Below are 26683 nucleotides of genomic sequence, written 5' to 3'. Positions count from 1 at the left end.
AAACCGGACGAACTTGAGACTCACCCGTATTGAAACCTCCCATCAATACGGGTTCTTTTTATGCTTCACTAAAAAGACCATGCGCAGTGTGTTCCGCATTCGTGCAGACGCCACTGGCTCTTAATGTGTCCCCTTCCATATCATCCCACACTAGGCCTAGCTATTAACCATGCGCTGACTTTTTATTTAACAGCGCCCAGATGCGTTCATCCTCTGTGCCAATACGGAAAACTGAGATACCACGCAGATGATATTTTTTGGCAAGCTGCAATTTCGCCTTAAAGGAAGCAGCGTCCTCGACATAGACGTATTCATTGAGCCAGTTTCGTTCATAAACGGAATAATTCATCTTTTCTCTAGCATCCCACTTTAAATGCGTCTGCGACTGCTGAACGATATCGCGTGCATGTTTATAACTGATTTCAAGCCGCCGCGTTGTAATACGTGTTGAGTGAGCAGCAGGGTTCGTTCCGGTATACCAATACAATGAATAAGCGGGTACGCCCAATGAAATTTTACGCGCAGGGACATATTTCAACGCATGCACAATGGTTTTTTCCACCCAGGGTACGCTCGCAACTGGTCCGGGAGTTGTGCCTTCAGGGTGCTGGTTATAGGACATGATGGTAATAAAATCACTGATCTTACCAAGCGCTTTTAAATCATAGGCGCCGGACCAGTTTTGATATGTTTTTTTCAAAAAAGCCGAAGGTCCCGGATCATCGGAGAGTGCCGGCACGACTGCAAAACTGACAGAGAATCCCGCCTTGTGCAGCTTTTCTGACGCCAGCTTAAAAAAATGCGTGAGGGCATCTTTGTCTTTGACTGATACCATTTCAAAATCAAATTGCACGCCATACAGATGATTTTCCCGGCAAGCTGACAGGATGAAATCCAGCGCCTTGTTTTGCGCCTCAGCGGATGACAAGAATTGATGAATTCTGGCCTGATCAAATCCTGCGTTGGTAATCATTGCCATTAACTTCACAGATTTTGATTTAGCGGCATCCACCATTTCATGGTAGACAAAACCTGCTACGGTGCCCTTTTCATTCACCTGAAATGCCTGGGTTACAATAATTTGAATTGCCTGCGGATGCTGGCGAATGTGGTTAAGCGTATTTTGCAATTGGTCTTTGCTGCGCAAGGTATAAAAGACATTCTCCATGCCATATGACAAGGGAAAAAAACCGCATAGCAAAGTGGCAATCAGAATTCGAAGCGTATAATTCATAAGATAATTTATAAAAAAAAGCAATTAATGTATAAAATTTGCACCATTATGCCCTCTTAGAAAGTAAAGTTCAAGTTATGGACAATCATATGGAACAATCCTCTGTACACGACAAAATTTCTAACCGTTCGCCCTGAGGAGGCCGCGAAGCGGCCGGCCCGAAGGGTGAACGGTTAGAAATTTTGTTGTGTACAGAGGGAACAATCATCAAAATCATCTTCCTTGCCCTCGTGGGAAAACAAGACGGAGCGATAAGACAGTAAGAGAGTAAAAAGTAAGAATATAGTATCTGTTGATCTCGCTTCAGAATCAGTATACTTTTAAACCATTTTATGACTTTAAAATTGGAGCAATCGTCAATGGAAAAATTCAATGCCCTTTATGCACAATCGGGCGGCGTTACTTCGGTGATTAACGCCTCCGCCTGCGGTGTAATTGAAACTGCACGCAAACATAGCGATAAAATCGCTAAAGTTTATGCTGCCCGTAACGGAATTATCGGCGCGCTCACGGAAGATCTGATTGATACCAGTTTCGAATCGGATGAAGATATTGCTGCTCTACGTTATACGCCTGCGGGTGCATTCGGTTCCTGCCGTCATAAATTGGGCACCATTGAAAAACACCGAAAACAGTATGAACGGCTGGTGGAAGTATTCTCTGCGCACAATATCCGCTATTTCTTTTATAACGGCGGCGGCGATTCGCAGGATACGGCGCATAAAGTGTCATTAATCAGTAAAGAACTCGGCTATCCTATTACCTGTATCGGTATTCCAAAAACCGTGGACAATGATCTTCCCTTTACTGATAACTCTCCCGGATTTGGCTCGGTTGCAAAATATGTTGCCGTTTCCATTCGGGAAGCAGGCATGGATGTCGCCTCCATGGCACTGACTTCGACAAAAGTATTTATTCTGGAAGTAATGGGTCGTCATGCCGGCTGGATTGCTGCTGCCGGTGGCCTTGCCGCCGAAAAAGAAGGCGATTCACCTCACATTATTCTTTTTCCCGAAATTCCGCTCCATACCGAAGCGTTTTTAAAACGCGTACAGGAATGCGTAAAAAAATATGATCATTGCTCTATTGTCGTTTCCGAAGGCGTGAAAAATCCGGAAGGCGCTTTCATTTCAGAACAAGGGCTGGTCGATGCATTTGGACACAAACAATTAGGCGGCGTGGCGCCTGTCATTGCAAAATTAATCAAGGAAAATCTCGGCTATAAATATCACTGGGCGCTCGCTGATTACTTGCAGCGCGCTGCGAGACACATCGCATCAAAAACCGATGTTGAGCAGGCTTACGCCGTGGGCAAGGCAGCGGTTGAAATGGCGCTCGCTGGCAAAAATGCGGTGATGCCCATTATTGTGCGGGAAAAAGGCGACACTTATCGCTGGTCCATTGGTGAAGCACCACTGGAAAAAATAGCCAATGTTGAAGTGAAAATGCCGCGCGACTATATCACGGAAGATGGCTTTGGCATTACCGAAGCGTGCAAACGCTATCTGTCCCCGCTCATTCAAGGCGAAGATTATCCACCTTATCGTCATGGATTGCCGGTATATGTAAAACTGAAAAATCTGCCCGTGCAAAAGAAGCTGGATACCATTTTTCAGGTAGCATAAATGACAGCAAGGGTGGGCATGCTTCAACCGCTCGCCCTTGCTTGCCTTATCCTTCTAATGAAGGCTAATAAATCTCTTATTGAATCGGAACCCTCTTATCGTATCAAAAAGAATATTCCATGCCGGCATGGAAATGGGCACTGCTCATTATTTTTTATACTTAAACAAATCATTTTTTTCCAAATCATCGGGCGCCTGAAGCGCAGCAAGATCCATATAAAATTGCTGCTTGGGCAGCGTTAAGTGCTCCGTTTTGAATTTTAAAAAATCAAACCCTCTCAATGTATGCAACTCAAGCAACAGACAAAGTTTGGTATCATCTAACGCTTCTTTCAACAGAAAACCCAATAAACGCAAGTCTTGATTTTTATTCGGTTTCTTATTTAGGAAAGTGATAGGATCTTTTTTATCTGCCTCTTTTCCATGCTTGGTAAATATTTCTGCAAGCTTTGAAAGGCATATTTTAAAGTTCTCAAGGATGACCTGATGAGGATTGTCTGGTTTTGTTTTTCCATCCAGGACGGAATTAATGCGCTGAAAATTATCAACATAAACTTGCGCCGTTTGTTTCGCCAACTTGGTGTTCTGCTTGATTAATTCTTCCAGTATGGCATTAAAATAACCTATTCTCTGCTCAATGTATTCTTGAGTTTCTTTATCCATTTTTCCACGTTCAAATGCCATGACTATTACCCCCCTATATGGCCTACTCTATTATTATAAGCTGTTATTTGGTAAGAAATAACGTACCTTTGTAGCTTTCATTAAGTATAGAAAGCACGCTTTGCATGTTATGTTCGGTACACGCTTGTAAAATTTCATCGCCCGATAAAGCCATCACATCCTGAATGTAGCCATGATTGGAATTGTCGCGCAAAATGGCAGAAAGCTTATTTTCATCGTCACTATTAATTAAATTCAATATGACATTCTTATTATACTGAATTAAATTAGTTCTAATTTCATTCTCATCCAGCCCATAGTCGCTCAATAAATAAATAATGTCCATGTGGCCAGCATCTGAAGCCATGTTAACCAGAGATCCTTTAGCAATAGGATAGCCGTAAGCACATCTTTGAGGTGGTGCATTCAGAAATACAGATCTATTTTCTGGATTTAATAAATTTAATTCTTCGACTATAAAATCATTTAAGTTTAACTGGCATGAAGTCATATTCATGTCATAGGAAAACGCATCAAACGATAAAATTTCTCCCATAATTGCATAAATATATTTGGATGATTCACTCAATTGTTCTCGTGTAAATTCTTTGAGTGTACCGTCGTTCGGATCACGCATGGATATAACATCTCCATTAATATATATCGACATGGCATGATTAAAGCAAGTGCAGTGAAGAATAATATTTTCCCTTGGGAATCTGTCAATTAATCTTGCGATTCGATCAACATCAAACCTAAATGTCAGCCCGCCTAAACTCTTAACTTCACCCAGACCCATGGCAAGATACAATTTTTTAAGATCATTATAGCGGTAGGAAGCATAACCATAACCAGGGTGATTTTTATTGGTCAAGGATTCATATTGGTTAAATTTGGTTAGCAGTTCAGAAAGAGAATTAGCAATCTTCTCCCGCTCCTGCAGTGATAAATTATCTAAATCGGTCATAAGGAGATTATTGTAAATATCCCTAAGATAGCCAAAATTATTTTGTGCAACGTAAGCAATATCCAGCATTGCTATAAAGTTACAAATACCTTTCTCATCTATCTCTATATCCAAATTAACTAATCCCAACCTTAAAGCTTGCTTGAATTTTTTAATCAAGGATGATTGGTTAATGAATGGATCCACCATAATTCCAGTATAAATTATATCCAACCCCTTAAACACATTGTGATTTTTTGTGTAATTTTCTATATTTGTCGACTTCGTTGTAATCTTGAATAGAGAAAGCTTTTCTTCCTTGAATTCGATGTCATTGTTTTTACAAAATGCGCCAACACATGATACACATTTGCGCAGCTTTTCAATTTCACTCGGAGGGCCATCGAAAATTAAAAAATTATTTTTGACTATTAATTTTTTGTTTTTCAATAAAACATAAGCTTGGGCAGGCTCTGCTGCACGAATAAGGTTGTTTAAATAATTTTTACACTCTATATAGTTTTCATCATTTGGATCAAGCTTGTTTCTCTCTGTATAAAGCTGATTTACGAATTGACTAAATGCACTTCGAACCATTTCAACTATCTCTGGTGTTGAATAATTACAACTGACTTCTGCCAGAAAAACTGTAAGCGCTTTTAATTTCAGGCTTAAAAAATCAAGCGAAGCTTCACCCTGGAATAGCCTATTATAAGGCATATTTAATATGCGACTAACAGCAGCACTGACTAATCCATTAAAATTTTCATATTGGATATTTTCTTTTAAAATTCGTGCAATTTTATCAGTGTTTTTCTGATAGGCTTCATATACAAGATTAATCGATTCTTGGTCCAGGATCTTTTTATCAAGAATATCTTCATGATCACTTTTCATATTTCCCCCTTCGATCAAGAAGGAAATTGATCTATTTTAATTTATAATATCATGAAATAATTTTTTATTAGCAAAAGAACAGCCTGCATTCAATGTAATTTATGCATAAAATCATTCGATTATTAAGATAAGGGAATTGTTGGCGCGATTAAAAAATATCCCCTTCCACACCATGTTTTACCATGATTTCACGCAGCGCTTTTAAGGCAGTCATTTGAATTTGGCGCACGCGTTCGCGTGTCAGACCCACCGCTTTTCCAACCTCTTCCAATGTCTGGCGATCATAACCTTCCAATCCAAATCGGCGGCATAATACTTCACGCTGTTTGTCATTTAATTCGTTGAGACATGCTGTGAGGCTTTCATGAAGCCGCTCGGTCTCAAGTACATCTGCCGGATCAGTTGCGCTTTTATCCGGCAGCGCTTCAATCAATGGTTTGCCCGCAGCATTTTCGCTGGGCACCTGCATGTCCAACGAAATCATGTGCTCATTGAGCTCCATCATGCTTTTAACATCATCAATGGATTTATCCAGCGCCTCTGCAATCTCATGATAAGTTGGTTCGTGATCCTGTTTTTTCATTAATTCGCGCGCAGTCGACAAATACAAATTTAATTCGCGCAGTACATGAATAGGTAGACGGATCGTACGTGTCTGATTCATGATAGCGCGCTCGATGGTTTGGCGAATCCACCAGGTAGCATAGGTTGAAAAGCGAAAGCCTCGTTCAGGATCAAATTTTTCGACCGCACGCAATAAACCCAGATTGCCTTCTTCAATCAGGTCTGAAAATTCCAGACCGCGATTATAATAACGGCGCGCTATTTTAACGACCAATCGTAAATTGCTTTCTATCATTTTACGGCGTGCCTGCGGATCCCCCTTTAGCGCACGCCGGCCGTAGTAGACTTCTTCTTCTGCGGTTAACAAAGGCGAAAAACCGATCTCCTTCAGGTATAACTGTGTTGCATCCAATGCCTGCTCACGTTCCCTGGATTTTGCGAAGACAGGACGGCTTGCTTCCGCTGGTACTTCTGGCTCTTCCGACGCTGGTTCAGTTTGATCAGAATCTTCTACTTTGATATCTTCATGAAGGTCTTCTTCGGTAGGCTCATTTTCTTCTAGCGCAATATCTTTTTCCTTATCATCAAGGATTTCTTTTGATGGATGCGCTTTGTCTTTTTTCTTCCTTGGCATAACTAACCTCAGCAGAAGAAGCTCATTATAACAAATTAGCTGCCTTTCTTCCTATTATACCTAAGGACAGCCCTTAAGAACGCAATAATGAAGCGGGATTCACTGGTTTGCCTGCACGGCGGATTTCAAAATGCAGCATGACTCGATCCGTGCCTGTATTTCCCATTTCGGCAATTTTTTGCCCCTGACTGACCCAATCGCCTTCTTTTACCAGCAGCCGCTGGTTGTGTGCATAAGCTGACAAATAAGTACTGTTGTGTTTAATAATAAGCAAATTACCGTAACCCCGTAATCCATCACCTGCATATACTACTTTTCCTGGCGCGGTTGCATAAACAGGATCACCCTTCTGGCCAGCAATCCCTATCCCTTTATTTAAGCCAGAAAAACTTCTGATGATTTTTCCTCGGGCAGGCCACTGCCAAACTGAAACGGAAAAGTCGGGCTCTTTCTTCTTTTGGACGACTTGCTTAGATGCTGGCAATGAAACAAGCACAGGTTGTGGTTTTTCTTCCGGTTCGCCAGCACTGTCCTCTATCGCTGCGGTCATACTGACAGGTTCTGCAATCGGTGTTTTAATTTTCACAGGCGTGACAACCGCTGCTTCGGCATCACGCAAATAAATGATCTGGCCTGGATGAACTCGATACGGAACCTTAATACGATTGCGCGCCGCGAGGTAACGATAATCCAGTCCATAACGCCAGGCAATTTCATATAAGGTCTCCTCATGCCTGACATGGTACTGGCCCGTTTTGGGAATAGATTCAATCGTATTAATTTCGGTAACGGGAGCATAATGGTTTCCGCTATCACAGGCAGCCAGTAAAAAACAAAACACGAGCATGATCCGTAATCGGCAAAATACAGACATTATCAAAATCCCTTTCTCTTATCCTATCGCTAAAGGTTGAACCCAACCTGATAATTCATCCAGAACCTTATAATGTGTCAGATCAAGATGCAGAGGAGTGATCGATACATAACCGGTATTCACCGCATAGAAATCTGTGCCTGGCCCAGCATCCTGTTCAGGTCCCGGCGCACCTACCCAATAAATTTTTCTGCCGCGTGGATCTACGGCCTTGATCGTGGGTTCCGCTTTATGACGTGTACCGAGTCGTGTCACCTGGATGCCCCGCAATTCAGAAAACGGCATATCGGGCACGTTTACATTCATGATGGTATCTGAAGTCAGCGGCGTTTCGCGCAAACGCTCAACCAGAATTTTCGCAATTTTCGCCGCTGTATCATAATGTTCGCAGCGGGGTCCCGCCAACGAAATGGCGATGGAAGGCAATCCAAGAAAACGCCCTTCGGTAGCAGCCGCAACGGTGCCAGAGTAAAGTACGTCATCAGACAGATTCGATCCTTCGTTGATACCGGATACCACCATATCCGGCATTTCTTTCAGCAGCCCTGTCACAGCAAGGTGGACACAATCAGTAGGTGTGCCATTCACGCTATAAAAACCATTTGCAGCGGTGACAACACGCAAAGGATGCTCCAGTGTCAACGAATTGCTAACACCGCTTCGATTGCGGTCAGGCGCAACCACTGTAATATCTGCGATTTTACCTAATGCATTGGCAAGATAAGCCAAGCCAGGCGCATGCACACCATCATCATTGCTAATTAAAATTTTCATACGTTTTCCTAGCATCGTCATTTTATGATCTGATAAAATTTTTCGCCTTTCTTGATCATGCCCAATTCATTGCGCGCACGTGATTCCGTTGCATCTTTGCTATTCTGAAGACGCTGGATCTGAAATAAAAGTTCCTCATTGCGCTTTTTTAATTTTTCATTCTCCATGGTTTGTGAAGCCAGTGTTTGCCTAAGACGCAGCATGTCGCGAATACCACCCGATTCGAACCATAGTCGGTATTGAAGAAAAATCAATAGAATGGTCAGTGTCGCAAATAATATGTTCCAATGTAAACGTGACATCAGCCCGGCACTCTGCTTCTGGATCCCTGGGTTAATCTGTCAAAAACGCGGCGAGCGGCGTACTGGCCTTTGCTGCCGAGCTGTTCTTCAATGCGCAGCAGCTGGTTATACTTGGCAACGCGATCCGTGCGACATAATGAACCCGTCTTGATCTGTCCCGCATTGGTCGCCACCGCAAGATCCGCAATGGTTGTGTCTTCTGTTTCGCCGGAACGATGCGAAATCACCGTGTTATATTGCGCGTTTTTGGCCAGCTCGATGGCAGCAAGCGTTTCAGTGAGCGTACCAATCTGGTTAGGCTTAATCAGAATGGCGTTCGCGACATGCTGCTCAATGCCTTTCTGCAAGAGGCTCGTGTTTGTCACAAAAAGATCGTCCCCGACCAGTTGAACGCGCTGACCTAACTGCTTCGTTAATGCTTGCCAGCCCTTCCAGTCATCTTCAGCCATGCCGTCTTCAATACTGATAATGGGATACTGATCTACTAAACGAGCGAGATAATCGATAAAGCCCTCCGCTGAGAGTGTGCGCTTTTCCCCCTGCAAATGGTATTGTCCATCGCGGTATAATTCGTTGCTGGCTACATCCAGTCCCAGATAAATTTCTTTTTCAGGTTGATAACCGGCGCGCGTAATCGCCTCGAGAATGAATTCCAGCGCCGCTTCCTGGCTCGGCAAATCAGGCGCAAACCCACCTTCATCACCCACATTGGTGTTGAAGTTTTTTGTTTTCAGCAACTGTTTTAAATGATGAAAAACTTCCGTGCCTGCGCGCAGCGCATCAGAGAAAGTAGCAAAACCCGCCGGCAAAATCATAAATTCCTGGAAATCAATGTTATTATCCGCATGCGCACCACCATTGATAATGTTCATCATCGGCACGGGCAATACATAATGGGCATGACCACCCAAATATTGATAAAGGGGTTCCCGCCGGCTTTTTGCTGCTGCCTTTGCCGCCGCCAGTGAAACAGCCAGCAATGCGTTTGCGCCCAATTTTGCCTTATTAGCCGTTCCATCCAGTGCGATCATGGCATCATCCAATTCTTGTTGGCGGGTGACATCAAAGCCCTTCAGCGCCTTATTCAAATCCTGCTGTATAAATGAAACCGCCTGACGTACGCCTTTTCCCAGATAGCGTTTTGCATCCTGGTCGCGCCGCTCAATTGCTTCACGCGATCCCGTCGACGCACCGGACGGAACAGCTGCGCGGCCGATCTCACCGCTCGTCAACATAACTTCCGCTTCCACCGTGGGATTGCCGCGCGAATCAAGAATTTCACGCGCCTTGATTTCTCTAATCTGTGACATGCTTACTCCTTAAACGGTCAAACAGGTACTCACGAACTTGTGATCCCGAACGCAAAGCGCGCACTCAGGATCACAGCCATTTCTTAATACTCTACTAAATTTCCAGTACTTCTTTCACAAATGGAATGGTCAGCCGACGCTGCGCTGCCAATGACGCTTTATCCAAAGCATCCAGCGCCGCCACCAAGGTGCCCATGTGCCGCGGACAATGGGTTAAAATATATTTGCCTACTTCTTCCGGCAAACTAATACCGCGTCTCATGGCACTCATCGTTAACACAATACGTTTTTCTTCATCCGACAATGGATAAAGCTGATAAACTACTCCCCATGATAAGCGTGAAACCAGATCCGGCAAACGCATTGGAATGGATTTGGGTAATTCATTCCCCGTAATCACCACACTGCCGCCCGCGTCATAAATTCGATTATAAAGATGAAAAATAGCCTCTTCCCATTCAGGCAATCCCGCCACGACGTGAACATCGTCCAGGCAAATAAGAGAGAGCATTTCAAGGCCGCTTAATACTTCAGGTGAAAGCGGTAATAACTGTGCCAAGGGAAGATAAACTGAACTACGCTGTTGCTGGTGGGCATAGTGGCAACAAGCCTGCAAAAGGTGGCTCAATCCCTGGCCACGACTCCCGCATAAATAAACAACACGCTCCCCTTCACCCACAGATGTTTTTTTTAGCGCTGAAATCATTTCTGCGTTTTTACCCGCATAAAAATTATCAAATGTGGCTTCATCTTTTAAGCTGAGACCCAGCGTTAATTGCGCGGATGATTTGTGTATCATGCGAAACCCTACGAAAATCTTAGTGCAGCCACTCGTAAATTAACTTGCTATCGGTTTCGTCCTGTTCTTTAAGAATGAGACGCTGGCCTATAGAAGCATTTTGTTGAAAAGCGGAAAGGGATCCTGTGATTAAAACAGATAATTCCACCCTATCCCCCGATACCTGTGAAAGTTGCACTTGCTGCACTGGCGTTAGCTGTTTGAGGTATTGCATCAGTTGTGAAAGATCGTTGCGGCGATTCACGTTGGAAATTTCCAGCTTCACCCAGCGCTGTGACGCATTCGCGCTCTTCACGACATAGCGTTTGGCAAGGGTTTGGCTAATCTGATTAAACAGCTCGGCAATCATGTCATGGCTGGTTTTACCGGTAATCGTCCAGTTCCACTGATCTTCTCCCAACACCAGCTGCCACTGGCTTTTTGCTCCTGTCTCTGACTGTTCGAGATTGCCAATGAGCAATGCATCCGGCGAATAGCGTTTACCCGCTTCTTTAAGTGTAGACACGTCCATTGCGCTCACATCCGCAGGCGTCACCCGGTTCACGTCTGACATGTCCATCATCGGAAAAATCAGAGGTAGACCATATTTTTTACCTTGCTGTTTCATGTCTTCCAATACATCGCCGGGTGTTTCATAATCGATAATCATCGCTGAGTGCTGCGGATCCGTCACCGCCAACCATACCAATGTTAATGGCCTGCTCTCTTTCCAATGGGCAAGACCTGCTCTCTTTAACAGTTGGTTGATGTCTTTGGTATTGAAGTGGACCTGTAACAGGTACTGTGAAGAAGTTGAAGACGGCAAAGCATAACTATATTCCTGCACATAGTAATCCGCTCTCTGCAGGCTGGACTTGATGATGGCATTTTTTTCAATATCAGCATTGCCGCTCACTTTGATCAGGACTTGAACGAGCCCTTCCTTCATCGCCTGTGCCCGCTCATCCTGGGATTGTGAAGCCACCGGTATTTCAGCCTGATAGAGGCTTGCGACTTTTACTGCCCAGGCTGATGCAGCCGGAAGAAAAGTTAAAAAGATAAAAACCAATAATGACTTTTTCATGATAATCCAGTGTCCGCAAACAAACCCTTGGTATTATAACGTAAATTGTCTTCTGAACAGACTGCTTTTTATAAAATTCGGCCGCAAGCAACCGAACTTGGCCCCCCCCTTCCACCTTAAAAACGCTCGTCCTCCTCCCATCGATGTGATAAATTCTGCGTTTCTTAAAAAATGACCTGTCGGGAACCATTATGCAGCGACACCAGCTGCCTAACCAGTACGCCTCCTGGTGGCTAGATATCTGCTTTCTTCTCGTCATCTTGGGCGGCCTTTTTTTCATTCTGCTCGGCAGCCGGCCACTTTTTGTGCCGGATGAAGGCCGTTATGCTGAAATTGCCCGTGAAATGGCGATGTCTGGCGATTATGTCACGCCTTATTTAAACAGTATTAAATATTTTGAAAAACCCGTCCTCTTCTACTGGCTGGGCGCAGCCGCCATCAAAATCGGCGGCCTTAATCTCTGGTCTGTGCGCAGTATTAATGCCCTGCTAGCCTTGTTAGGCTGCCTGTTCACGTATTTCACTGGCCGCAAACTCTACGACAGAACAACCGGTCTGCTGGCAGCGCTCATTTTGGGTACCAGCGCATTGTATTTTGTCATGACCCGCATGGTCAGCCTGGATTTACCGGTTACCGTTTTTTTGGCAGCAACCCTCTATGCATTTTTACTCGGCGTCCAGGAACCCGCTGGCATAAAACGCCGCATTTATCTTTGGGGCGCGGCCGCAGCCGCAGCGCTCGCTGTGCTCACAAAAGGCTTAATCGGCATTGTCTTTCCCGTCATGATCATAGGCGCGTGGATCGTGCTCATGGGTGAATGGCGGCTTCTCAAGCGTCTTTATTTACCTTCCTGCTTACTAATTTTTCTGCTCATCACTGTACCATGGCATGTGGTAGTGGGTTTGCGCAATCCTGAATTTTTTTATTTCTATTTTATTGAACAACATTTCTTGCGCTATACCATGAAAGAAATCGGGCACTACCAGCCGGTCTGGTTTTTCATTCCCAACCTGATACTTGGATTTTTCCCGTGGATTGTCTTTTTGCCCCAAGCAATTGCTAAAAGCCTTCCTTCCAACTGGCATACGCGCCGCAGCCATCAGACGGAACTTTTTTTACTCTTGTGGGCTGCTTTGATATTTGCCTTTTTCTCTTTTTCCAAATCCAAACTGATTCCTTACATCCTGCCTGTCTTGCCGCCGCTTGCGCTACTGACCGCGCGCTATTTAGCGCAGGGCTTGGCGCAAAAATATCAAACAGGTATACGCATCGGTTATCTTGGTTTGGTTGTACTGGCGATTATTATCGCTGGCGTGTTTTATCTGTTCACTACACGGGCTGTTTTGCCTGATTCAACACAAGCTGTCATTTATTTTTGCACTGCTGCAGCGGTATTAGTAACAGGAACTCTTTTCAGCTGCTTCTATGCTTTCCGCGACATTCGCAAGGCAATCATCGCTACCTTTGTCACGACCTGGCTATTCTTTCTTATGGTGATGGCAGGCATGCCTGCCATTGATACGCGCTCAATACAACCACTGGCAAATCGCTTAATACCCATTTTAAAACCGCAGGATGAAGTCATCACTTATAACCAATACTATCAGGACCTGCCTTTTTACCTCCAAAGACGCGTAAACATTCTGAATTGGCGTAATGAACTGAGCTATGGCATGCAGCATCAGAATACACATGCATGGATGATTAACGATGAAATTTTCTGGCAACGATGGCACAGTCACCAGCGTGTTTTTGTCGTCATTAGCCTGGATGAATATGAACAGCTGCGAAAACGACACCCCCGAAAACCCATCTACCTGCTTGATAAAACGGTCACGAATGCGCTCATCAGTAACCAGCCTTGAGCCAATTTAACATTTAATATACAATGGCGGATGCTGTATTACTACCGTTTAATAAATAATAAAAATTAATACTGCTAGCTGCTCAGATTAAAATTCCCGCTCAACAGCTGAGGAAAGTTTTATGATGCTATCTCCAATAGACCGTCGCATTCATGCCATTGACTCATTTCTGCATAATCTTGCGCAAAAAGATCTCATGACGCTTCAGTTGCTTGTTGAAGACACTCCCTCACTGCTGAACGAACCCTGTAAAGCCGTGTTATCGCTGTCAGATTCAATATATGGACCAGTCGTTGAATCACCTCCTTTGACAGTCGCTGAATACGCGCTTTTATCTTGTAAAGAAAGTAGCATCATTCAATATATTCTTTCTCGGATGCAAACTGCCGACTTAATCGCTTTTCTTGCAAAAAAAATTAAAACCACACCAAAAGGAAAAAGAAGCACTGATGAGCCGACCGTCTTTCATCTTCTTGCCAGCAATTTTAACCAAGCCTGTACCCGTATCTTGCTGAGCCATTTAGCAGATGCAAACCTGGATGAAATGCTGCAATGGCAGGATAATGACAGTTGGACAGTCTTATATTCAACCTGTTATCACAAAGGAAATTGGGAACTTTATCTAGAACAAACGACCCGTCCTAAAGACTTGCTTTCCAGTAAAAGCAGAAACGGCTGGACGCTATTTAATCTGCTTCTCTTTCAGATGAAAAAAGATGATGAGAAAATAAGAAAGCAAATAGAAAACGTCCTGCATTTACTGGAAGATCAGGCAGCGACTGTCATACTGAATGTCATCACAGCTTCTGGGTGGTCAAAGGAAGCTAAAAAAACAGCGCTACATCAAGCCGTAGAAATTGGTGACTTACCTCTCGTTAGACTTCTTCTGGATAAACTCAAAGAAGCGAATATATTACCGGCGTGGTTACGTCAAGCCTTTTTCTTTCACTTAGATAATATGGGTTTTTCACCTTATCAGATCGCTGTCAAAAATAATAACGATGCAATTTGCTCACTGCTCCTTAATCAAGTCAGTTTTGTAAGCATAGAGGAATCACACCTCATCCTGTTTGTTTCAAAACTTCGGGATGATATTGCTGCAAATCCCGGTCGTTATCAGAAGCTGCATGACCTTGCGCCGGCTCTGAATAAAGCCATTCAAAAAAATCCTGAACCTTTTAAATCATTCATTGATCATGACATGGGAATGAAATGCATACGCGCCCTGCCCATGAATGGCCCGCTCATTTCAACCATTCTAGCGCTTAATCTCTCTGGCAAATATAAAAATGATAAAACATGGTGCCATCGCAATGTCATCACCCATGCATTATTTGAAATTGAATCTGATGCGTCAACACTGCGAAAAGATAACGAAGATGCACTCATGCTTGTTTCGAAATTAAAAAATACCATTAACAATCCACTTAAACGCGCGCAAATTGCCAAAGCGCTGCTCGATCTATACAGCTCAAGTCGGGATGTCGCCAAAGGATTTGGCGCACTGATAAACCTTAGCAAATACGCTGATGTGTACCCGGAAATTAGCTTTGCGCTGGCACAGTGTTATCTCCAGGGCAAAGGTGTAGCAGCGGATCATGACAAGGCCTGCGATTATTATGTCCAGTGTTATCTTCAACTCTACAAACAAGTTGGCGTTCAGACAAAAGATGCTGCGCTTGCTCATTTCCTGCTTGACTTCAAAGAAAAATTGCTAAGCTGCCTATACGATCATCAAATGAGCAAGGAACAAGACGAGATAAAACGAATTTGCATGGCGGTCAAGTATAGTGAGATTTTTTTACTTGAAAAGCGCTACGAAATTTGTAGGACAACTTTAGAATACGCAAAACAAAACACAAAGAATCCAGCCTTGCTTAACCTCATTTCAAGCCGTTATTTCCAGCTTTCAAAGATTGATACCCATTCTGCCCAAGACCTGGAAAATGCCTCCCTGCTGGAGTTTGGTCCTGCGCTTATTGAAAAAGCAGCGCAATCGCTGAACAACCGCCATCCTTCAGATTTTGAAAGCGCAGCCAACTTTTATTATAGAGCCCTAAAAACGACAAACACACCGGAAACTAAAAAAGCCATTGATGGACTGATCCATTGCCTGAAGATGTCTCCAGCGGCTTCTCAAGAAGCTGCGATTGAGGCAGCTTTTTTTGTCAGCCAAAAAGAAAATGCATTCTATGAAGATTTCCTGCTCTTTCTGTCAAAAGAATATGATTTTTTCTTTGCAAAGAAGGCGCTCTCAGGAAAGCTGCCGCTCAAGGAATCAGAATTCATTGATGAAGTGATTCGCTTAGTGTTACGTGACGGATCCCCTTCATTACCAGCGCAAAAGCAAATGCAGGAACAAAGTAAAAAAGCAGCGGAAAAAAAGCTGCGAGAGATTGCTGAATCTGCCAAACACCTATCCACGCGAGCTGGTTGTTGGACTGTTCTTGCGTTATTGAGTTCAACGCCTGAAAGCAGCCGTGAAATTCAGCATGCACTCGCCCTTGACACAACAAAGACGGCTATTGTAGGAATTTTAACGAATATAAAAAATGCCAAATGGCCTATCGCCCAAAAAGCGGCTTCGTTTCTTAATTGGATAAACCATCATCAACCTGAAATGGCTGTGCAGAAATCCAGCCTGGTCGAACCCTTGTACCCCCCGCTGGAAAAACCAGAAAGCCCAGCCCAGCCTCCCCAACTTCCGTATGCTGATTTTCTGTTTTTCCCACCTCCCTCAGCTCCCCCTAAAGAAGAAGACAATTCTAATTCAGTTATACTCAGCCCATACTACCCCTCGCCTGAAATTGCTCCTCCCATCCAGTCCTTTTCTCCGCCCGATCAGGACTGGAACGAACAGAATTTACTGCCCAAAGCGTCATTACCCTATATTCTGAATGAACTGGATGGCCAGCGAAGAAAAATGATGGAGCTCGATAAGCGGCTTCAGGAAACAGCTCAGGTACTGACCCAAACCAATGAACTGTTAACGCAAACCCGTGAAACGCTACGCCAAAAAGAAACCGAAAATGTTCAGCTGCGAGCTGAGCTGGCCAATAAAACCAGAGACAATAAGCTGCTTGAAAACCAGATTCATGATCTCAGAGAAGATTTGCGACCAGTCGCTGCATTGCGGCGTTGCCATGTGCTTTTTAACCATTTGAAAGAGCCGGAAAGTTCTCCCGTCGAAACAGCCGATTCATTAACGTCTGAGACCCGGTACGAGTTCGGGAAACAGATTTAGGGTGGCTAACCCTAATAAAATCACCCTCAAATTGTACATATTGTGACCCATAAAGTCATTCTTGCTACCTAACAACTTAACTTGGCAGCCGCCCACTTGACATGCTAAGCCATTGAGTTATATTGCAAGAATAGGCTATTAATCATGGAGGCAGCAACGCTGAACGGATATGCTGATTAAATCACAACTCATCGGCGAACTCAGCAAGCACTTTCCTCACCTTCCCGAAAAAGACATTGCTCTCGCTGTCAATCACATCATCGAACACATGAGCGAAATCCTGAGCAACGGGGGAAGAATTGAAATACGCGGATTTGGCAGTTTCAATCTCCATTTTCGTCCTCCGCGCCGCGCGCATAATCCTAAAACTGGCGAAAAACTGATTACGAATCCTAAATACGCAGTCCATTTCAAGCCGGGAAAAGAGCTGCGTGAAAAAGTTAATAGCAACCGTCACATCCCCATCGAAGTAGTTTCTCACGAAGAAATGGAAGACGAGACGGAATAGCTTGGCGTTAGCCAACTACATTAAGTAATTGGCAAAGTCACGCCTGTCTGACCTTGGTATTTACCGCCGCGATCCTTATATGAAGTTTCACACTCTTCATCTGATTCAAGAAAGAGAAGTTGCGCAACGCCTTCGTTTGCATAAATTTTGGCAGGCAGCGGCGTAGTGTTGGAAAATTCCAGCGTGATATGCCCTTCCCATTCAGGTTCAAGCGGCGTGACATTCACAATGATGCCGCAACGCGCATAAGTGGACTTGCCCAGACAAATCACCAGCACATTGCGGGGTATGCGGAAATACTCAATACTGCGCGCCAGCGCAAAGGAATTGGGAGGAATAATGCAAACATCTGAGGAAATATCTACAAAACTCTCCGCAGCAAAATTTTTGGGGTCCACAATGGCAGAATTGATATTGGTAAAAATTTTAAATTCTCGGGAGCAGCGAATGTCATAACCATAACTGGAAGTACCGTGTGATACAATCTTTCCACTCTCGCTATGCCGCACTTGGCGCGGTTCAAAAGGGGCAATCATACCCCGCTCTTCTGCCATGCGCCGAATCCATTTGTCTGACTTGATACTCATGGTTACTCCTCTGTTTTCACTTGTCCAGGCGATGTATGCTGAACGACGACTTTGGGAAACCGGGCCGAATAATCCCGGGCCTGCAGCGCGAGAATCGCTGCGACTTTTCTCGCTATTTCGCAAAATGTTCCGGTATGCTGGCCTTCGGGTTCCTGCGTCACGGGTGGGTTTCCGCTGTCTGTCATTTCGCGCAGGCGAATATCCAGTGGAATGCTGCCTAGCAAGGCCAATTGATACTGTTCCGCCAGCTTGGCGCCGCCACCCTGACCAAAAACAGGTTCATCATGTCCACAATGCGGGCAATGATAGTGGCTCATATTTTCAATGACACCGATAATGGGAACATTTAGCTTATTAAACATTTCACATGCGCGCCGCACATCCAGCAGCGCAAGATCCTGTGGTGTGGTCACAATGACCGCGCCGCTCACGGGCATCTTCTGACAGAGTGTCAGCTGAATATCGCCCGTCCCTGGCGGCAAATCCACGATCAGATAATCCAGTGCGTCCCAGGCTGTATCATGCAGCAACTGCTGCATAGCCTTGCCAATCATGGGTCCGCGCCAGACCATGGGTGCATCCTCGTCTATTAAATAGCCAATAGACATGGATTGGAGTCCGTAACGTATAATCGGCAAAAGTGATTTTTCTTTTAACACCGGCCGTTCACCGCTAGACCCCAGCATGGCTGGCTGGCTGGGACCATAAATATCGGCATCCAGTATTCCCACGCGCGCGCCTTCATGAGCAAGCGCCAGAGCCAGATTAACCGCGATGGTTGATTTACCTACCCCGCCCTTGCCTGACCCGACAGCAATAATGTTTTTGACATTGGCAAGCCCCGAAACGCCCTGTCTGCCGTTATGCGCATCAATCTGGGAGGAAAGACGGACAGCGAGTGTCTTGCCCTCAACAAGGGGTGCGAGCAGGGTTTCTATCTCGGCTATCATCCGAGCCTTTCTTCCCTCAAAGGGATAGCCCAGACTGATCTCTATTTCAACACCGCCCCCATTGACCGTGATACGTTTGATCGCTTTAGCTGATACCAGGTCTTTACCCAGATAAGGATCCTGATAACGGGCGAGCCTCGCTTCAATCTCTTTTTGCAACACAATACTCTCCACGGGATTTTGAATTTGCTATACTTTATCACTTTTTGAGAAATACTGAACCATCGGGAGCATGATGGCACGCTGACCGCCTCTTTCGGGAAAACAATAGTCATCCTTGCTGTAAAAACAGGCATGCTCCCTAAACATCCTGCCCCAATATGGGGAAAAATGAGTAGATAAAGGAACAAAAACCCTATGGCTGCAAAACGTCAAATGCTAGTAACAAGCGCGCTTATTTATGCCAATGGCACGCCCCATCTTGGCCATCTGGTAGGCTATATTCAGGCGGATATCTGGGTTCGCCTGCAGAAAATGCTGGGCGCAGACTGCGTTTATATATGCGGCAGTGACAGCCATGGGACGCCTATCATGATTCAGGCAGAAAAAATGGGCATCACTCCCACAGCGCTTATTGAGGAAATGCACCGCGAGCAATTACGTGATTTCACGGATTTTTATGTTGAATTCGATAACTATTATTCAACCCACTCGCCAGAAAACAGGGAGCTTGTTGAATTGATTTTCAAGCGCCATCTGGATGCGGGTAATATTACCAAAAGAACGATCAAGCAGTTATTTGATCCGGAAAAAAATATGTTTTTACCTGACCGCTATATCAAAGGCGAATGCCCCAATTGCGGCAGCAAGGATCAGTACGGCGACAACTGCGAAGTTTGCGGCGCCACTTATTTGCCTACCGATTTGAAGAATCCTTATTCAACACTGACAGGTGCTAAGCCCATAGAAAAAGAATCTGAGCATTACTTTTTTAAACTACAAAACCACGAAAACTTCCTGAAAGACTGGACACGCCGTGGTCACTTACAGGAGCAGGTTTCAAATAAACTGGATGAGTGGTTCAAAGATGGATTGAAAGAATGGGACATTTCCCGTGATGCGCCCTATTTTGGTTTTACCATCCCCGGCGAGAAAGATAAATATTTTTATGTCTGGCTGGATGCGCCCATTGGTTATATGGCCAGCTTTAAAAATCTTTGTGAGCGCAGAAAAGACCTTGATTTTGATACTTACTGGAAAAGCGAAAGCCCCGTTGAGCTTTATCATTTCATCGGCAAGGACATTATTTATTTTCACGCGCTGTTCTGGCCTGCCATACTACATGGAGCAAATTTCCGCACGCCCACCGCCATTTTTGTGAATGGGTTTCTAACGGTAAACGGACAGAAAATGTCAAAATCGCGTGGCACGTTCCTTAAGGCGAGAACTTACCTCGACCACTTAAACCCTGAATATCTGCGTTATTATTTTGCTGCGAAGCTGAGTGATCGCATTGAAGATCTCGATATTAATTTCGAGGATTTCATGCAGCGTGTCAATTCAGACCTGGTAGGCAAATTCATTAACATCGCGAGCCGGTGCGCGAGTTTTATCAATAAAATTTTCGCCGGTACACTGGCAAACCAGCTTGCTGAACCGGAACTCTATCAGCAATTCGCGCAAGCAGGCAGCGAGATTGCAGAAAGATATCACCAGCTTGAATACAGCCAGGCCATTCGGCAAATCATGGCGCTTGCTGATCGTGCCAATCAATATATCGATGAACAAAAGCCCTGGGTGCTAGCCAAGGATCCTGCACGGAAGACTGAGGTGCAAGCGGTTTGCTCGATGGGTATTAATCTGTTCCGAGTCTTGATGATTTATTTAAAACCTGTTCTGCCACATACGGCGAAACAAGTAGAAAGCTTTTTGAATATTCCTCCGCTACAATGGCATGATAAGGATACTCCCTTACTAGGTCATGCCATTTGTGATTTTAAACCCTTAATTCAACGTATAGATCCCAAACAAATAGAGGCGATGAAAATGTCTTCACAACAGGATATGGAAAAAAAGATCACCGCACTGGAAACACCTATGTCCGCCAAAGAGAAAGAAGAAAAAATGGAACTCATCAGCATAGAGGATTTTAGCAAGGTGGATTTGCGTATCGCAAAGATTCTAGAAGCAGAATCCGTCGAAGGCGCTGATAAACTGCTACGGCTTAAAGTGTCCCTAGGGCCTGATGAAACACGGCAAATATTTGCAGGTATTAAATCAGCTTATCAACCAGAAGAATTGATCGGTCGCCATGTTGTCGTCGTCGCCAACTTGCAGCCACGCAAAATGCGGTTTGGCATATCGGAAGGCATGGTGCTCGCAGCGGGTCCGGGCGGCAAGGATTTATGGGTCGTGAGTCCTGATCCTGGTGCTGAATCAGGTATGAAGGTCAAATGAATAAAGTCACACCTGAACAGATTGATGCTCTGCTGCCGCAAACGCAATGTGGCCTTTGCGGATATGGCGGTTGTATGCCTTATGCCGAAGCGATGGTGTTTGAAGCAGCGCCCATCAATCTGTGTCCACCCGGCGGGGTCCATACACTCAGAGAACTAGGCAGATTAATGAATCAGGATCCTGAGCCCTATGTTTCGGAAATGGAACATAAAGCAAAACCGCCTATGCTCGCTGTCATTCGCGAAGCGGAGTGTATAGGTTGCACCAAATGCATTCAGGCATGCCCTGTTGATGCCATTCTAGGCAGTGCCAAGCAAATGCACACTATCATTTCAGCAGAATGCACTGGCTGCGAATTGTGCGTCCCGCCCTGCCCAGTGGACTGCATCGATATACTGATTCAGCCGGATGCAGCGCAAATAGAACTAGAAAAAAAGAGCCGAGCGCGGCAACGATTTCGTGAAAGGCAAGAACGGCTTGCTATGGAAAACGCAGAGAAGAAAACCCTGCTGCATAAAAACAGTCTGGCAAAAAAGAAAACCTATATTCATGATGCCATCGCCCGCGTCAAAGCCAGGAAGGCTCAGCGTCACGCGCCAGATAAGCAAGGTTTAAGGTGATAGCAAAAAGCCTATACTCCAATTGAAAAGCAGAAAGAGAAGTTCATGAAGGCTGGAGTGCACCATGAAATACTGCAGATTTAATTAATTGTAAAAGTTCCGACTTGATCTGACAGTTACCCGTTTTTCAGTTACGGTTTTACTGTCAGTTCAAGTTGAGATTATCAACTTTTTCCTTCCAGATTCTTTTACCATCAATCAATGTCGCCATCGGAGTTCGGCCACAACACATTTTACCCTGATGTGTGCGTTCATTGTTGTAATAACCGAGCCAATCATCCAGATCTTTTTGCAACTCGTCAATAGTTGTGTAAACTTTCTTTCGGAAAGCAACCTGATAAAACTCATTCAGAATCGTCCTATGAAAGCGTTCACAGATGCCATTGGTCTGGGGTGATTGAGCTTTCGTTTTGGTGTGCTCAATATCATTGAGCGCCAAATACAACTCGTAATCGTGTTGCTCTACCTTGCCGCAAAACTCAGTGCCACGATCCGTTAATACGCGCAGCAAGCCCAAGCCTTGTTCTTCAAAGAATGGCAACACACGATCATTTAACAGGTCAGCAGATGTAATCGGTGTTTTTGTGGTATATAGCTTGCAATGAGCCACTTTGGAGTAGGTATCAACAAATGTTTGCTGATAAATGCGCCCAACACCCTTGAGATTGCCAACATAAAAGGTATCTTGTGAACCAAGATAGCCAGGATGTGCTGTTTCAATTTCACCGCAGGCCATATCATCGTCTTTTTTGCGTTCTAGCGCGGCCAGTTGTGCTTCAGTTAGAATTAAGTTCTCCTCGGCAGATTTCTTTTCCAGTGCGGTTAGACGCTGTTTAAATGATGCCAAATCATGCCTTAGCCAGATGCAACGAACACCGCTAGGAGAAACAAAAACACCTCTTTTCCTAAGCTCATTACTGACTCTTAATTGACCATGCGCGGGGTACTCAATGGCATAGTCCAATACAGCATTCTCTGTAGCTTCATCGGTGCGGTTCTTGATGTTTGGCTGCCGTCTGCTCTTGTCGAACAAGGTCTCAATGCCTCCTTGCTCAACTGCTGATTTATAACGATAAAACGTATCTCTGGAGAAGCCCATTACCTTGCAGGCTCTTGATACATTCCCTAGCTCTTCTGCCAAATTTAACAGACCGACCTTGTTTTTAATGATTTTTTGCGTACACTCGTACATAAGGTTACCTCTTTAATGTTTTGATTTTTACTCGACATAACTATCAAAACGGGTAACCTTACTTTTTTCAAGTAGCAAGTGTCAGATTAGATCGGAACTAATGCAATTTAGGTTACAAGGCCGGTAATTCTTATTACCGGCCATAAAAGCGTTCATCAAACTGTGTCAGTCCGAAATCATCTCAGCTCTAAATTTAAGCGACCGTCAAAATAAATCTGGAGCTGGGATGCTATCAACGCCCAATTATGCATAGGCTGATTCCATTTGGTGGACGACCACCCATACGTCCACGTGCTCTTGCTGCCTTAAGCCTAGCTTCGGTTCTTTCACGAATAAGATCACGTTCAAATTCTGCTAATGTACTGAAAATATGGAAGATCAACTTGCCACTGCTAGTAGTTGTGTCAATTGATTCTTGTAAGCTTTTAAAATAAATTTTTTTTCTTGAAACATGGTAATAGTTTGAATCAAATGTTGTATAGATCTGAGTCTATCTAATTTCCACACTATAAGCATGTCGCCTTCACGAAGATAATTAAGTGCTTTATCTAATCCAGGAGGTTGTAACTTCGCTCCACTCGCTACATCAGTATAAATTTCTTCGCAGCCAGCACTTTTCAATGCATATTCTTGCATTCTTAAGTACTGATCAGTAGCGCTAACTCGGACATAACCGATTTTCATAACTATCCTACTTTTTAATTTCCAATCTTTTAAAACCATCAGAGATATTCATATCTTCTGTTATGTTTTCTTGAACTTCTGAAAATTTCGGTATCTTTTTATGTTGATTTATAAAAGATAATGCACTTAAGAATTTAAGAGAAGGAACAGTTCCAGAAATTTTATTTTTATCTGTTTGTTGACTAACAGTTTTGATGTACGGTGCAAAGTGCGAGGCAGAATCAGGATCGATTCCATGTTTAAAAATTAATGAATTTTTTAAGCACCAATCACCATCCATATTATCAACTCTTATATGGCACTCTTTTTCAAGAATTGAATCCTTTTCAGCTTTAAATAAAGGCGCATGAAAATAAACATAGCTCAAGGTTTTTTGTATTTCATCTGGAATTGTCAATCTATAGTCTAAAAAATCAGCCATTTCTCCGCGACTTTCTGTTGATTCCAAATAGCAAAATTCTTGTCTCATAAAATAAATGAAAGCATCATTATTTTCTGAAATAAAAATGAGTTGACTACCGACTTGTAATTTAACAATAGGATCAATGTTTAACTTTATTAGAGAATAAGGTTTAGCATCTGTTTTGCCAATTAATAATTTTTCTTTGGCTAATTTACCGCAAATAAATACCTCTCCATCTTTGGTTAGAAAAAATGAAGAGTCCCAAAGTCCATCAATTTGTTTAACAGATGAAAGATTTAATTTTGTAGCTTCATATCTGCTTTTATCATCCTCCACACCAAGTTGTCCTTCATGATTATTGCCGCAGCCATATACTTCACCAGCGTGTGTCAAGAAAAAAACATGATCGCCGCAAGGAATGATTTCTTTTATAGCGGGCAAATTTGGAATTTTTTTTGGTAAGGTAAGTTTGTTAGGCTGATCTTTTCCCAAACCTAGAGAAGCACTATTATTGAATCCCCCACATGAATAAACGTTTCCTTCCGTATCAAGAAAATAGGAGACACAAGCGTTAGTTTTCATCGAAATGATGACACAATCTTTTAAAGACTCGATCAAACAAGGTGATGTTTTATCTTTATTTGCATTAGTTCCGATCTAATCTGACACTTGCTACTTGAAAAAAGTAAGGTTACCCGTTTTGATAGTTATGTCGAGTAAAAATCAAAACATTAAAGAGGTAACCTTATGTACGAGTGTACGCAAAAAATCATTAAAAACAAGGTCGGTCTGTTAAATTTGGCAGAAGAGCTAGGGAATGTATCAAGAGCCTGCAAGGTAATGGGCTTCTCCAGAGATACGTTTTATCGTTATAAATCAGCAGTTGAGCAAGGAGGCATTGAGACCTTGTTCGACAAGAGCAGACGGCAGCCAAACATCAAGAACCGCACCGATGAAGCTACAGAGAATGCTGTATTGGACTATGCCATTGAGTACCCCGCGCATGGTCAATTAAGAGTCAGTAATGAGCTTAGGAAAAGAGGTGTTTTTGTTTCTCCTAGCGGTGTTCGTTGCATCTGGCTAAGGCATGATTTGGCATCATTTAAACAGCGTCTAACCGCACTGGAAAAGAAATCTGCCGAGGAGAACTTAATTCTAACTGAAGCACAACTGGCCGCGCTAGAACGCAAAAAAGACGATGATATGGCCTGCGGTGAAATTGAAACAGCACATCCTGGCTATCTTGGTTCACAAGATACCTTTTATGTTGGCAATCTCAAGGGTGTTGGGCGCATTTATCAGCAAACATTTGTTGATACCTACTCCAAAGTGGCTCATTGCAAGCTATATACCACAAAAACACCGATTACATCTGCTGACCTGTTAAATGATCGTGTGTTGCCATTCTTTGAAGAACAAGGCTTGGGCTTGCTGCGCGTATTAACGGATCGTGGCACTGAGTTTTGCGGCAAGGTAGAGCAACACGATTACGAGTTGTATTTGGCGCTCAATGATATTGAGCACACCAAAACGAAAGCTCAATCACCCCAGACCAATGGCATCTGTGAACGCTTTCATAGGACGATTCTGAATGAGTTTTATCAGGTTGCTTTCCGAAAGAAAGTTTACACAACTATTGACGAGTTGCAAAAAGATCTGGATGATTGGCTCGGTTATTACAACAATGAACGCACACATCAGGGTAAAATGTGTTGTGGCCGAACTCCGATGGCGACATTGATTGATGGTAAAAGAATCTGGAAGGAAAAAGTTGATAATCTCAACTTGAACTGACAGTAAAACCGTAACTGAAAAACGGGTAACTGTCAGATCAAGTCGGAACTTTTACACTTTATTATCGCCTAAACCCAGTTGCCCGCTTGTATTATTACCAAATGCATAAACATGCCCTTCGTTATTTAAACACAAAGTATGATGCGTACCTGTTTCAATATCAATTATATTTTCTAATCCTGGCACGCGAATCGGCATGAGGTGACCACGATGTCTATATCGTGTTTCAGTATCACCTAATCCAAGTTGACCATTATTATTTAAACCACGCGTGTAAACATCACCTTGATGAGTTAAAAAGACAGAGTGTCGATCAAACCCAGGACAAATTTTTTTACTCACTTGTGTTTTTAGAAACTGATTCAATTCTTCAATCTTAGAACTTGAAAACATAGCCTTTCCTTTAGGTAAGTAGATATATCTTTAAGAATTGAGCAAGGATTGTACATTAATCCGTTAACCTAATAAAGATACTTCACATTGAATTTGTTATAGTATCTTTAACACCAAATTAGACAGATAATGCATCGCCTGTGCAACTGTCGCTGCTGTTAGGAAAACGGGGGTTTGTTAGACAACCTAACGGGTAACAATTTATCGGTTATCTGACCAGTACCTGTCTTGCGGTTTTCTTTGTCTTGCATTGCGGCGATTAGGCTGCCCATCATCCTTGCAATCGGCAATATGGGCATCCATTTCGCCATCAAGGGCTGCTTCCAATAATGAATTACCTCTATATGAAATTGATTAGCTC

The 26683-nt window shown here is 43.7% G+C and carries 22 protein-coding genes and 1 pseudogene; 7 read left to right on the top strand and 16 right to left on the bottom strand.

Going from position 1 to position 26683, the window contains the following annotated elements:
- Window positions 1–163: 163 nt before the first annotated feature.
- On the bottom strand, window positions 164–1234 hold the full coding sequence (locus tag AQUSIP_RS04325) for a glycosyl hydrolase family 18 protein (protein ID WP_147277505.1): 1071 nt from the start codon (window positions 1232–1234) through the stop codon (window positions 164–166).
- Between the two features lie 359 nt (window positions 1235–1593).
- Between AQUSIP_RS04325 and AQUSIP_RS04320 the strand changes: the two genes are divergently transcribed.
- Window positions 1594–2859 carry a 6-phosphofructokinase gene (locus AQUSIP_RS04320; protein WP_114835198.1) on the top strand — a complete coding sequence of 422 codons (1266 nt, stop codon included), beginning with the start codon at window positions 1594–1596 and terminating at the stop codon, window positions 2857–2859.
- Window positions 2860–3006: 147 nt separating this feature from the next.
- Here AQUSIP_RS04320 and AQUSIP_RS04315 read toward each other — a convergent pair whose 3' ends face one another.
- The 9 genes from AQUSIP_RS04315 to AQUSIP_RS04275 form a co-directional block, all read right to left on the bottom strand.
- Complete coding sequence (locus AQUSIP_RS04315) at window positions 3007–3543, bottom strand: hypothetical protein (RefSeq protein ID WP_114835199.1); 537 nt, start codon at window positions 3541–3543, stop codon at window positions 3007–3009.
- A 43-nt stretch (window positions 3544–3586) separates the two neighbouring features.
- Complete coding sequence (locus AQUSIP_RS04310; RefSeq protein ID WP_114835200.1) at window positions 3587–5365, bottom strand: hypothetical protein; 1779 nt, start codon at window positions 5363–5365, stop codon at window positions 3587–3589.
- 148 nt (window positions 5366–5513) lie between these two features.
- Complete coding sequence (gene rpoS, locus AQUSIP_RS04305; protein WP_114835201.1) at window positions 5514–6563, bottom strand: RNA polymerase sigma factor RpoS; 1050 nt, start codon at window positions 6561–6563, stop codon at window positions 5514–5516.
- A 73-nt stretch (window positions 6564–6636) separates the two neighbouring features.
- On the bottom strand, window positions 6637–7437 hold the full coding sequence (locus tag AQUSIP_RS04300; protein ID WP_197737825.1) for a peptidoglycan DD-metalloendopeptidase family protein: 801 nt from the start codon (window positions 7435–7437) through the stop codon (window positions 6637–6639).
- 18 nt (window positions 7438–7455) lie between these two features.
- Window positions 7456–8211 (bottom strand): 5'/3'-nucleotidase SurE, encoded by a 756-nt coding sequence (gene surE, locus AQUSIP_RS04295; RefSeq protein ID WP_114835212.1) that lies wholly within the window; start codon window positions 8209–8211, stop codon window positions 7456–7458.
- A gap of 17 nt (window positions 8212–8228) precedes the next feature.
- A complete protein-coding gene (locus AQUSIP_RS04290) occupies window positions 8229–8513 on the bottom strand; it encodes a septum formation initiator family protein (protein ID WP_114835202.1) in 285 nt (94 codons plus the stop codon).
- Window positions 8513–9823 (bottom strand): phosphopyruvate hydratase, encoded by a 1311-nt coding sequence (eno, locus tag AQUSIP_RS04285; protein WP_114835203.1) that lies wholly within the window; start codon window positions 9821–9823, stop codon window positions 8513–8515. Before eno ends, AQUSIP_RS04290 begins: the two co-directional genes overlap by 1 nt.
- A 94-nt stretch (window positions 9824–9917) precedes the next feature.
- Entirely contained in the window at window positions 9918–10622 is a 705-nt protein-coding gene (gene hda / locus AQUSIP_RS04280) for a DnaA regulatory inactivator Hda (RefSeq protein ID WP_114835204.1), read from the bottom strand.
- A 19-nt stretch (window positions 10623–10641) separates the two neighbouring features.
- A complete protein-coding gene (locus tag AQUSIP_RS04275) occupies window positions 10642–11685 on the bottom strand; it encodes a DUF2066 domain-containing protein (RefSeq protein ID WP_114835205.1) in 1044 nt (347 codons plus the stop codon).
- 191 nt (window positions 11686–11876) lie between these two features.
- Between AQUSIP_RS04275 and AQUSIP_RS04270 the strand changes: the two genes are divergently transcribed.
- From AQUSIP_RS04270 to AQUSIP_RS04260, 3 genes are all read left to right on the top strand, one after another.
- Window positions 11877–13550 carry a phospholipid carrier-dependent glycosyltransferase gene (locus AQUSIP_RS04270; RefSeq protein WP_114835206.1) on the top strand — a complete coding sequence of 558 codons (1674 nt, stop codon included), beginning with the start codon at window positions 11877–11879 and terminating at the stop codon, window positions 13548–13550.
- A 121-nt stretch (window positions 13551–13671) separates the two neighbouring features.
- The gene (locus AQUSIP_RS04265; RefSeq protein WP_114835207.1) at window positions 13672–16794 is read left to right on the top strand and encodes an ankyrin repeat domain-containing protein; all 3123 of its coding nucleotides are present in this window, start codon (window positions 13672–13674) and stop codon (window positions 16792–16794) included.
- Between the two features lie 172 nt (window positions 16795–16966).
- Window positions 16967–17302 carry an integration host factor subunit beta gene (locus AQUSIP_RS04260; protein ID WP_114835213.1) on the top strand — a complete coding sequence of 112 codons (336 nt, stop codon included), beginning with the start codon at window positions 16967–16969 and terminating at the stop codon, window positions 17300–17302.
- Between the two features lie 20 nt (window positions 17303–17322).
- Here AQUSIP_RS04260 and dcd read toward each other — a convergent pair whose 3' ends face one another.
- Both dcd and apbC read right to left on the bottom strand, forming a co-directional pair.
- Window positions 17323–17889, bottom strand: coding sequence for a dCTP deaminase (gene dcd / locus AQUSIP_RS04255; RefSeq protein ID WP_114835208.1), 567 nt, complete (start codon window positions 17887–17889; stop codon window positions 17323–17325).
- A 2-nt stretch (window positions 17890–17891) separates the two neighbouring features.
- Window positions 17892–19001: an iron-sulfur cluster carrier protein ApbC gene (apbC, locus tag AQUSIP_RS04250; RefSeq protein WP_197737824.1), complete on the bottom strand. Its 1110-nt coding sequence runs from the start codon at window positions 18999–19001 to the stop codon at window positions 17892–17894.
- Window positions 19002–19196: 195 nt separating this feature from the next.
- On the opposite strand from apbC, the gene metG reads away from it, so the two are divergent.
- The gene (gene metG / locus AQUSIP_RS04245) at window positions 19197–21236 is read left to right on the top strand and encodes a methionine--tRNA ligase (RefSeq protein WP_114835209.1); all 2040 of its coding nucleotides are present in this window, start codon (window positions 19197–19199) and stop codon (window positions 21234–21236) included.
- Window positions 21233–21856 carry an RnfABCDGE type electron transport complex subunit B gene (locus AQUSIP_RS04240; protein ID WP_114835210.1) on the top strand — a complete coding sequence of 208 codons (624 nt, stop codon included), beginning with the start codon at window positions 21233–21235 and terminating at the stop codon, window positions 21854–21856. The genes metG and AQUSIP_RS04240 overlap by 4 nt, the downstream gene beginning before the upstream one ends.
- A 145-nt stretch (window positions 21857–22001) precedes the next feature.
- Here the strand turns inward: AQUSIP_RS04240 and AQUSIP_RS04235 are convergent, their stop codons facing one another.
- The 3 genes and pseudogenes from AQUSIP_RS04235 to AQUSIP_RS04225 all read right to left on the bottom strand — a co-directional run bounded on the left by AQUSIP_RS04235 (window position 22002) and on the right by AQUSIP_RS04225 (window position 24717).
- The gene (locus tag AQUSIP_RS04235; RefSeq protein WP_114835537.1) at window positions 22002–23048 is read right to left on the bottom strand and encodes an IS481 family transposase; all 1047 of its coding nucleotides are present in this window, start codon (window positions 23046–23048) and stop codon (window positions 22002–22004) included.
- A gap of 232 nt (window positions 23049–23280) precedes the next feature.
- A pseudogene (locus AQUSIP_RS04230) lies at window positions 23281–23684 on the bottom strand (recombinase family protein).
- A gap of 55 nt (window positions 23685–23739) precedes the next feature.
- The gene (locus AQUSIP_RS04225) at window positions 23740–24717 is read right to left on the bottom strand and encodes an RCC1 domain-containing protein (RefSeq protein ID WP_114835533.1); all 978 of its coding nucleotides are present in this window, start codon (window positions 24715–24717) and stop codon (window positions 23740–23742) included.
- Window positions 24718–24882: 165 nt separating this feature from the next.
- On the opposite strand from AQUSIP_RS04225, the gene AQUSIP_RS04220 reads away from it, so the two are divergent.
- Complete coding sequence (locus AQUSIP_RS04220; RefSeq protein ID WP_114835537.1) at window positions 24883–25929, top strand: IS481 family transposase; 1047 nt, start codon at window positions 24883–24885, stop codon at window positions 25927–25929.
- Between the two features lie 51 nt (window positions 25930–25980).
- Here the strand turns inward: AQUSIP_RS04220 and AQUSIP_RS04215 are convergent, their stop codons facing one another.
- Window positions 25981–26322, bottom strand: a complete 342-nt coding sequence (locus AQUSIP_RS04215) for an RCC1 domain-containing protein (RefSeq protein WP_114835514.1) — start codon at window positions 26320–26322, stop codon at window positions 25981–25983.
- Window positions 26323–26683: the final 361 nt, after the last annotated feature.

Source organism: Aquicella lusitana (assembly GCF_902459475.1).
Classification (GTDB): Bacteria; Pseudomonadota; Gammaproteobacteria; order DSM-16500; family DSM-16500; genus Aquicella; species Aquicella lusitana.
This window is presented reverse-complemented; position numbering and strand designations above follow the sequence as displayed.

Coding starts and splice junctions, on each gene's coding strand:
- AQUSIP_RS04325 (WP_147277505.1), bottom strand. CDS start 1,234: ATGAATTATACGCTTCGAATTCTGATTGCCACTTTGCTATGCGGTTTT.
- AQUSIP_RS04320 (WP_114835198.1), top strand. CDS start 1,594: ATGGAAAAATTCAATGCCCTTTATGCACAATCGGGCGGCGTTACTTCG.
- AQUSIP_RS04315 (WP_114835199.1), bottom strand. CDS start 3,543: ATGGCATTTGAACGTGGAAAAATGGATAAAGAAACTCAAGAATACATT.
- AQUSIP_RS04310 (WP_114835200.1), bottom strand. CDS start 5,365: ATGAAAAGTGATCATGAAGATATTCTTGATAAAAAGATCCTGGACCAA.
- rpoS (WP_114835201.1), bottom strand. CDS start 6,563: ATGCCAAGGAAGAAAAAAGACAAAGCGCATCCATCAAAAGAAATCCTT.
- AQUSIP_RS04300 (WP_197737825.1), bottom strand. CDS start 7,437: ATGTCTGTATTTTGCCGATTACGGATCATGCTCGTGTTTTGTTTTTTA.
- surE (WP_114835212.1), bottom strand. CDS start 8,211: ATGAAAATTTTAATTAGCAATGATGATGGTGTGCATGCGCCTGGCTTG.
- AQUSIP_RS04290 (WP_114835202.1), bottom strand. CDS start 8,513: ATGTCACGTTTACATTGGAACATATTATTTGCGACACTGACCATTCTA.
- eno (WP_114835203.1), bottom strand. CDS start 9,823: ATGTCACAGATTAGAGAAATCAAGGCGCGTGAAATTCTTGATTCGCGC.
- hda (WP_114835204.1), bottom strand. CDS start 10,622: ATGATACACAAATCATCCGCGCAATTAACGCTGGGTCTCAGCTTAAAA.
- AQUSIP_RS04275 (WP_114835205.1), bottom strand. CDS start 11,685: ATGAAAAAGTCATTATTGGTTTTTATCTTTTTAACTTTTCTTCCGGCT.
- AQUSIP_RS04270 (WP_114835206.1), top strand. CDS start 11,877: ATGCAGCGACACCAGCTGCCTAACCAGTACGCCTCCTGGTGGCTAGAT.
- AQUSIP_RS04265 (WP_114835207.1), top strand. CDS start 13,672: ATGATGCTATCTCCAATAGACCGTCGCATTCATGCCATTGACTCATTT.
- dcd (WP_114835208.1), bottom strand. CDS start 17,889: ATGAGTATCAAGTCAGACAAATGGATTCGGCGCATGGCAGAAGAGCGG.
- metG (WP_114835209.1), top strand. CDS start 19,197: ATGGCTGCAAAACGTCAAATGCTAGTAACAAGCGCGCTTATTTATGCC.
- AQUSIP_RS04240 (WP_114835210.1), top strand. CDS start 21,233: ATGAATAAAGTCACACCTGAACAGATTGATGCTCTGCTGCCGCAAACG.
- AQUSIP_RS04235 (WP_114835537.1), bottom strand. CDS start 23,048: ATGTACGAGTGTACGCAAAAAATCATTAAAAACAAGGTCGGTCTGTTA.
- AQUSIP_RS04225 (WP_114835533.1), bottom strand. CDS start 24,717: ATGAAAACTAACGCTTGTGTCTCCTATTTTCTTGATACGGAAGGAAAC.
- AQUSIP_RS04220 (WP_114835537.1), top strand. CDS start 24,883: ATGTACGAGTGTACGCAAAAAATCATTAAAAACAAGGTCGGTCTGTTA.
- AQUSIP_RS04215 (WP_114835514.1), bottom strand. CDS start 26,322: ATGTTTTCAAGTTCTAAGATTGAAGAATTGAATCAGTTTCTAAAAACA.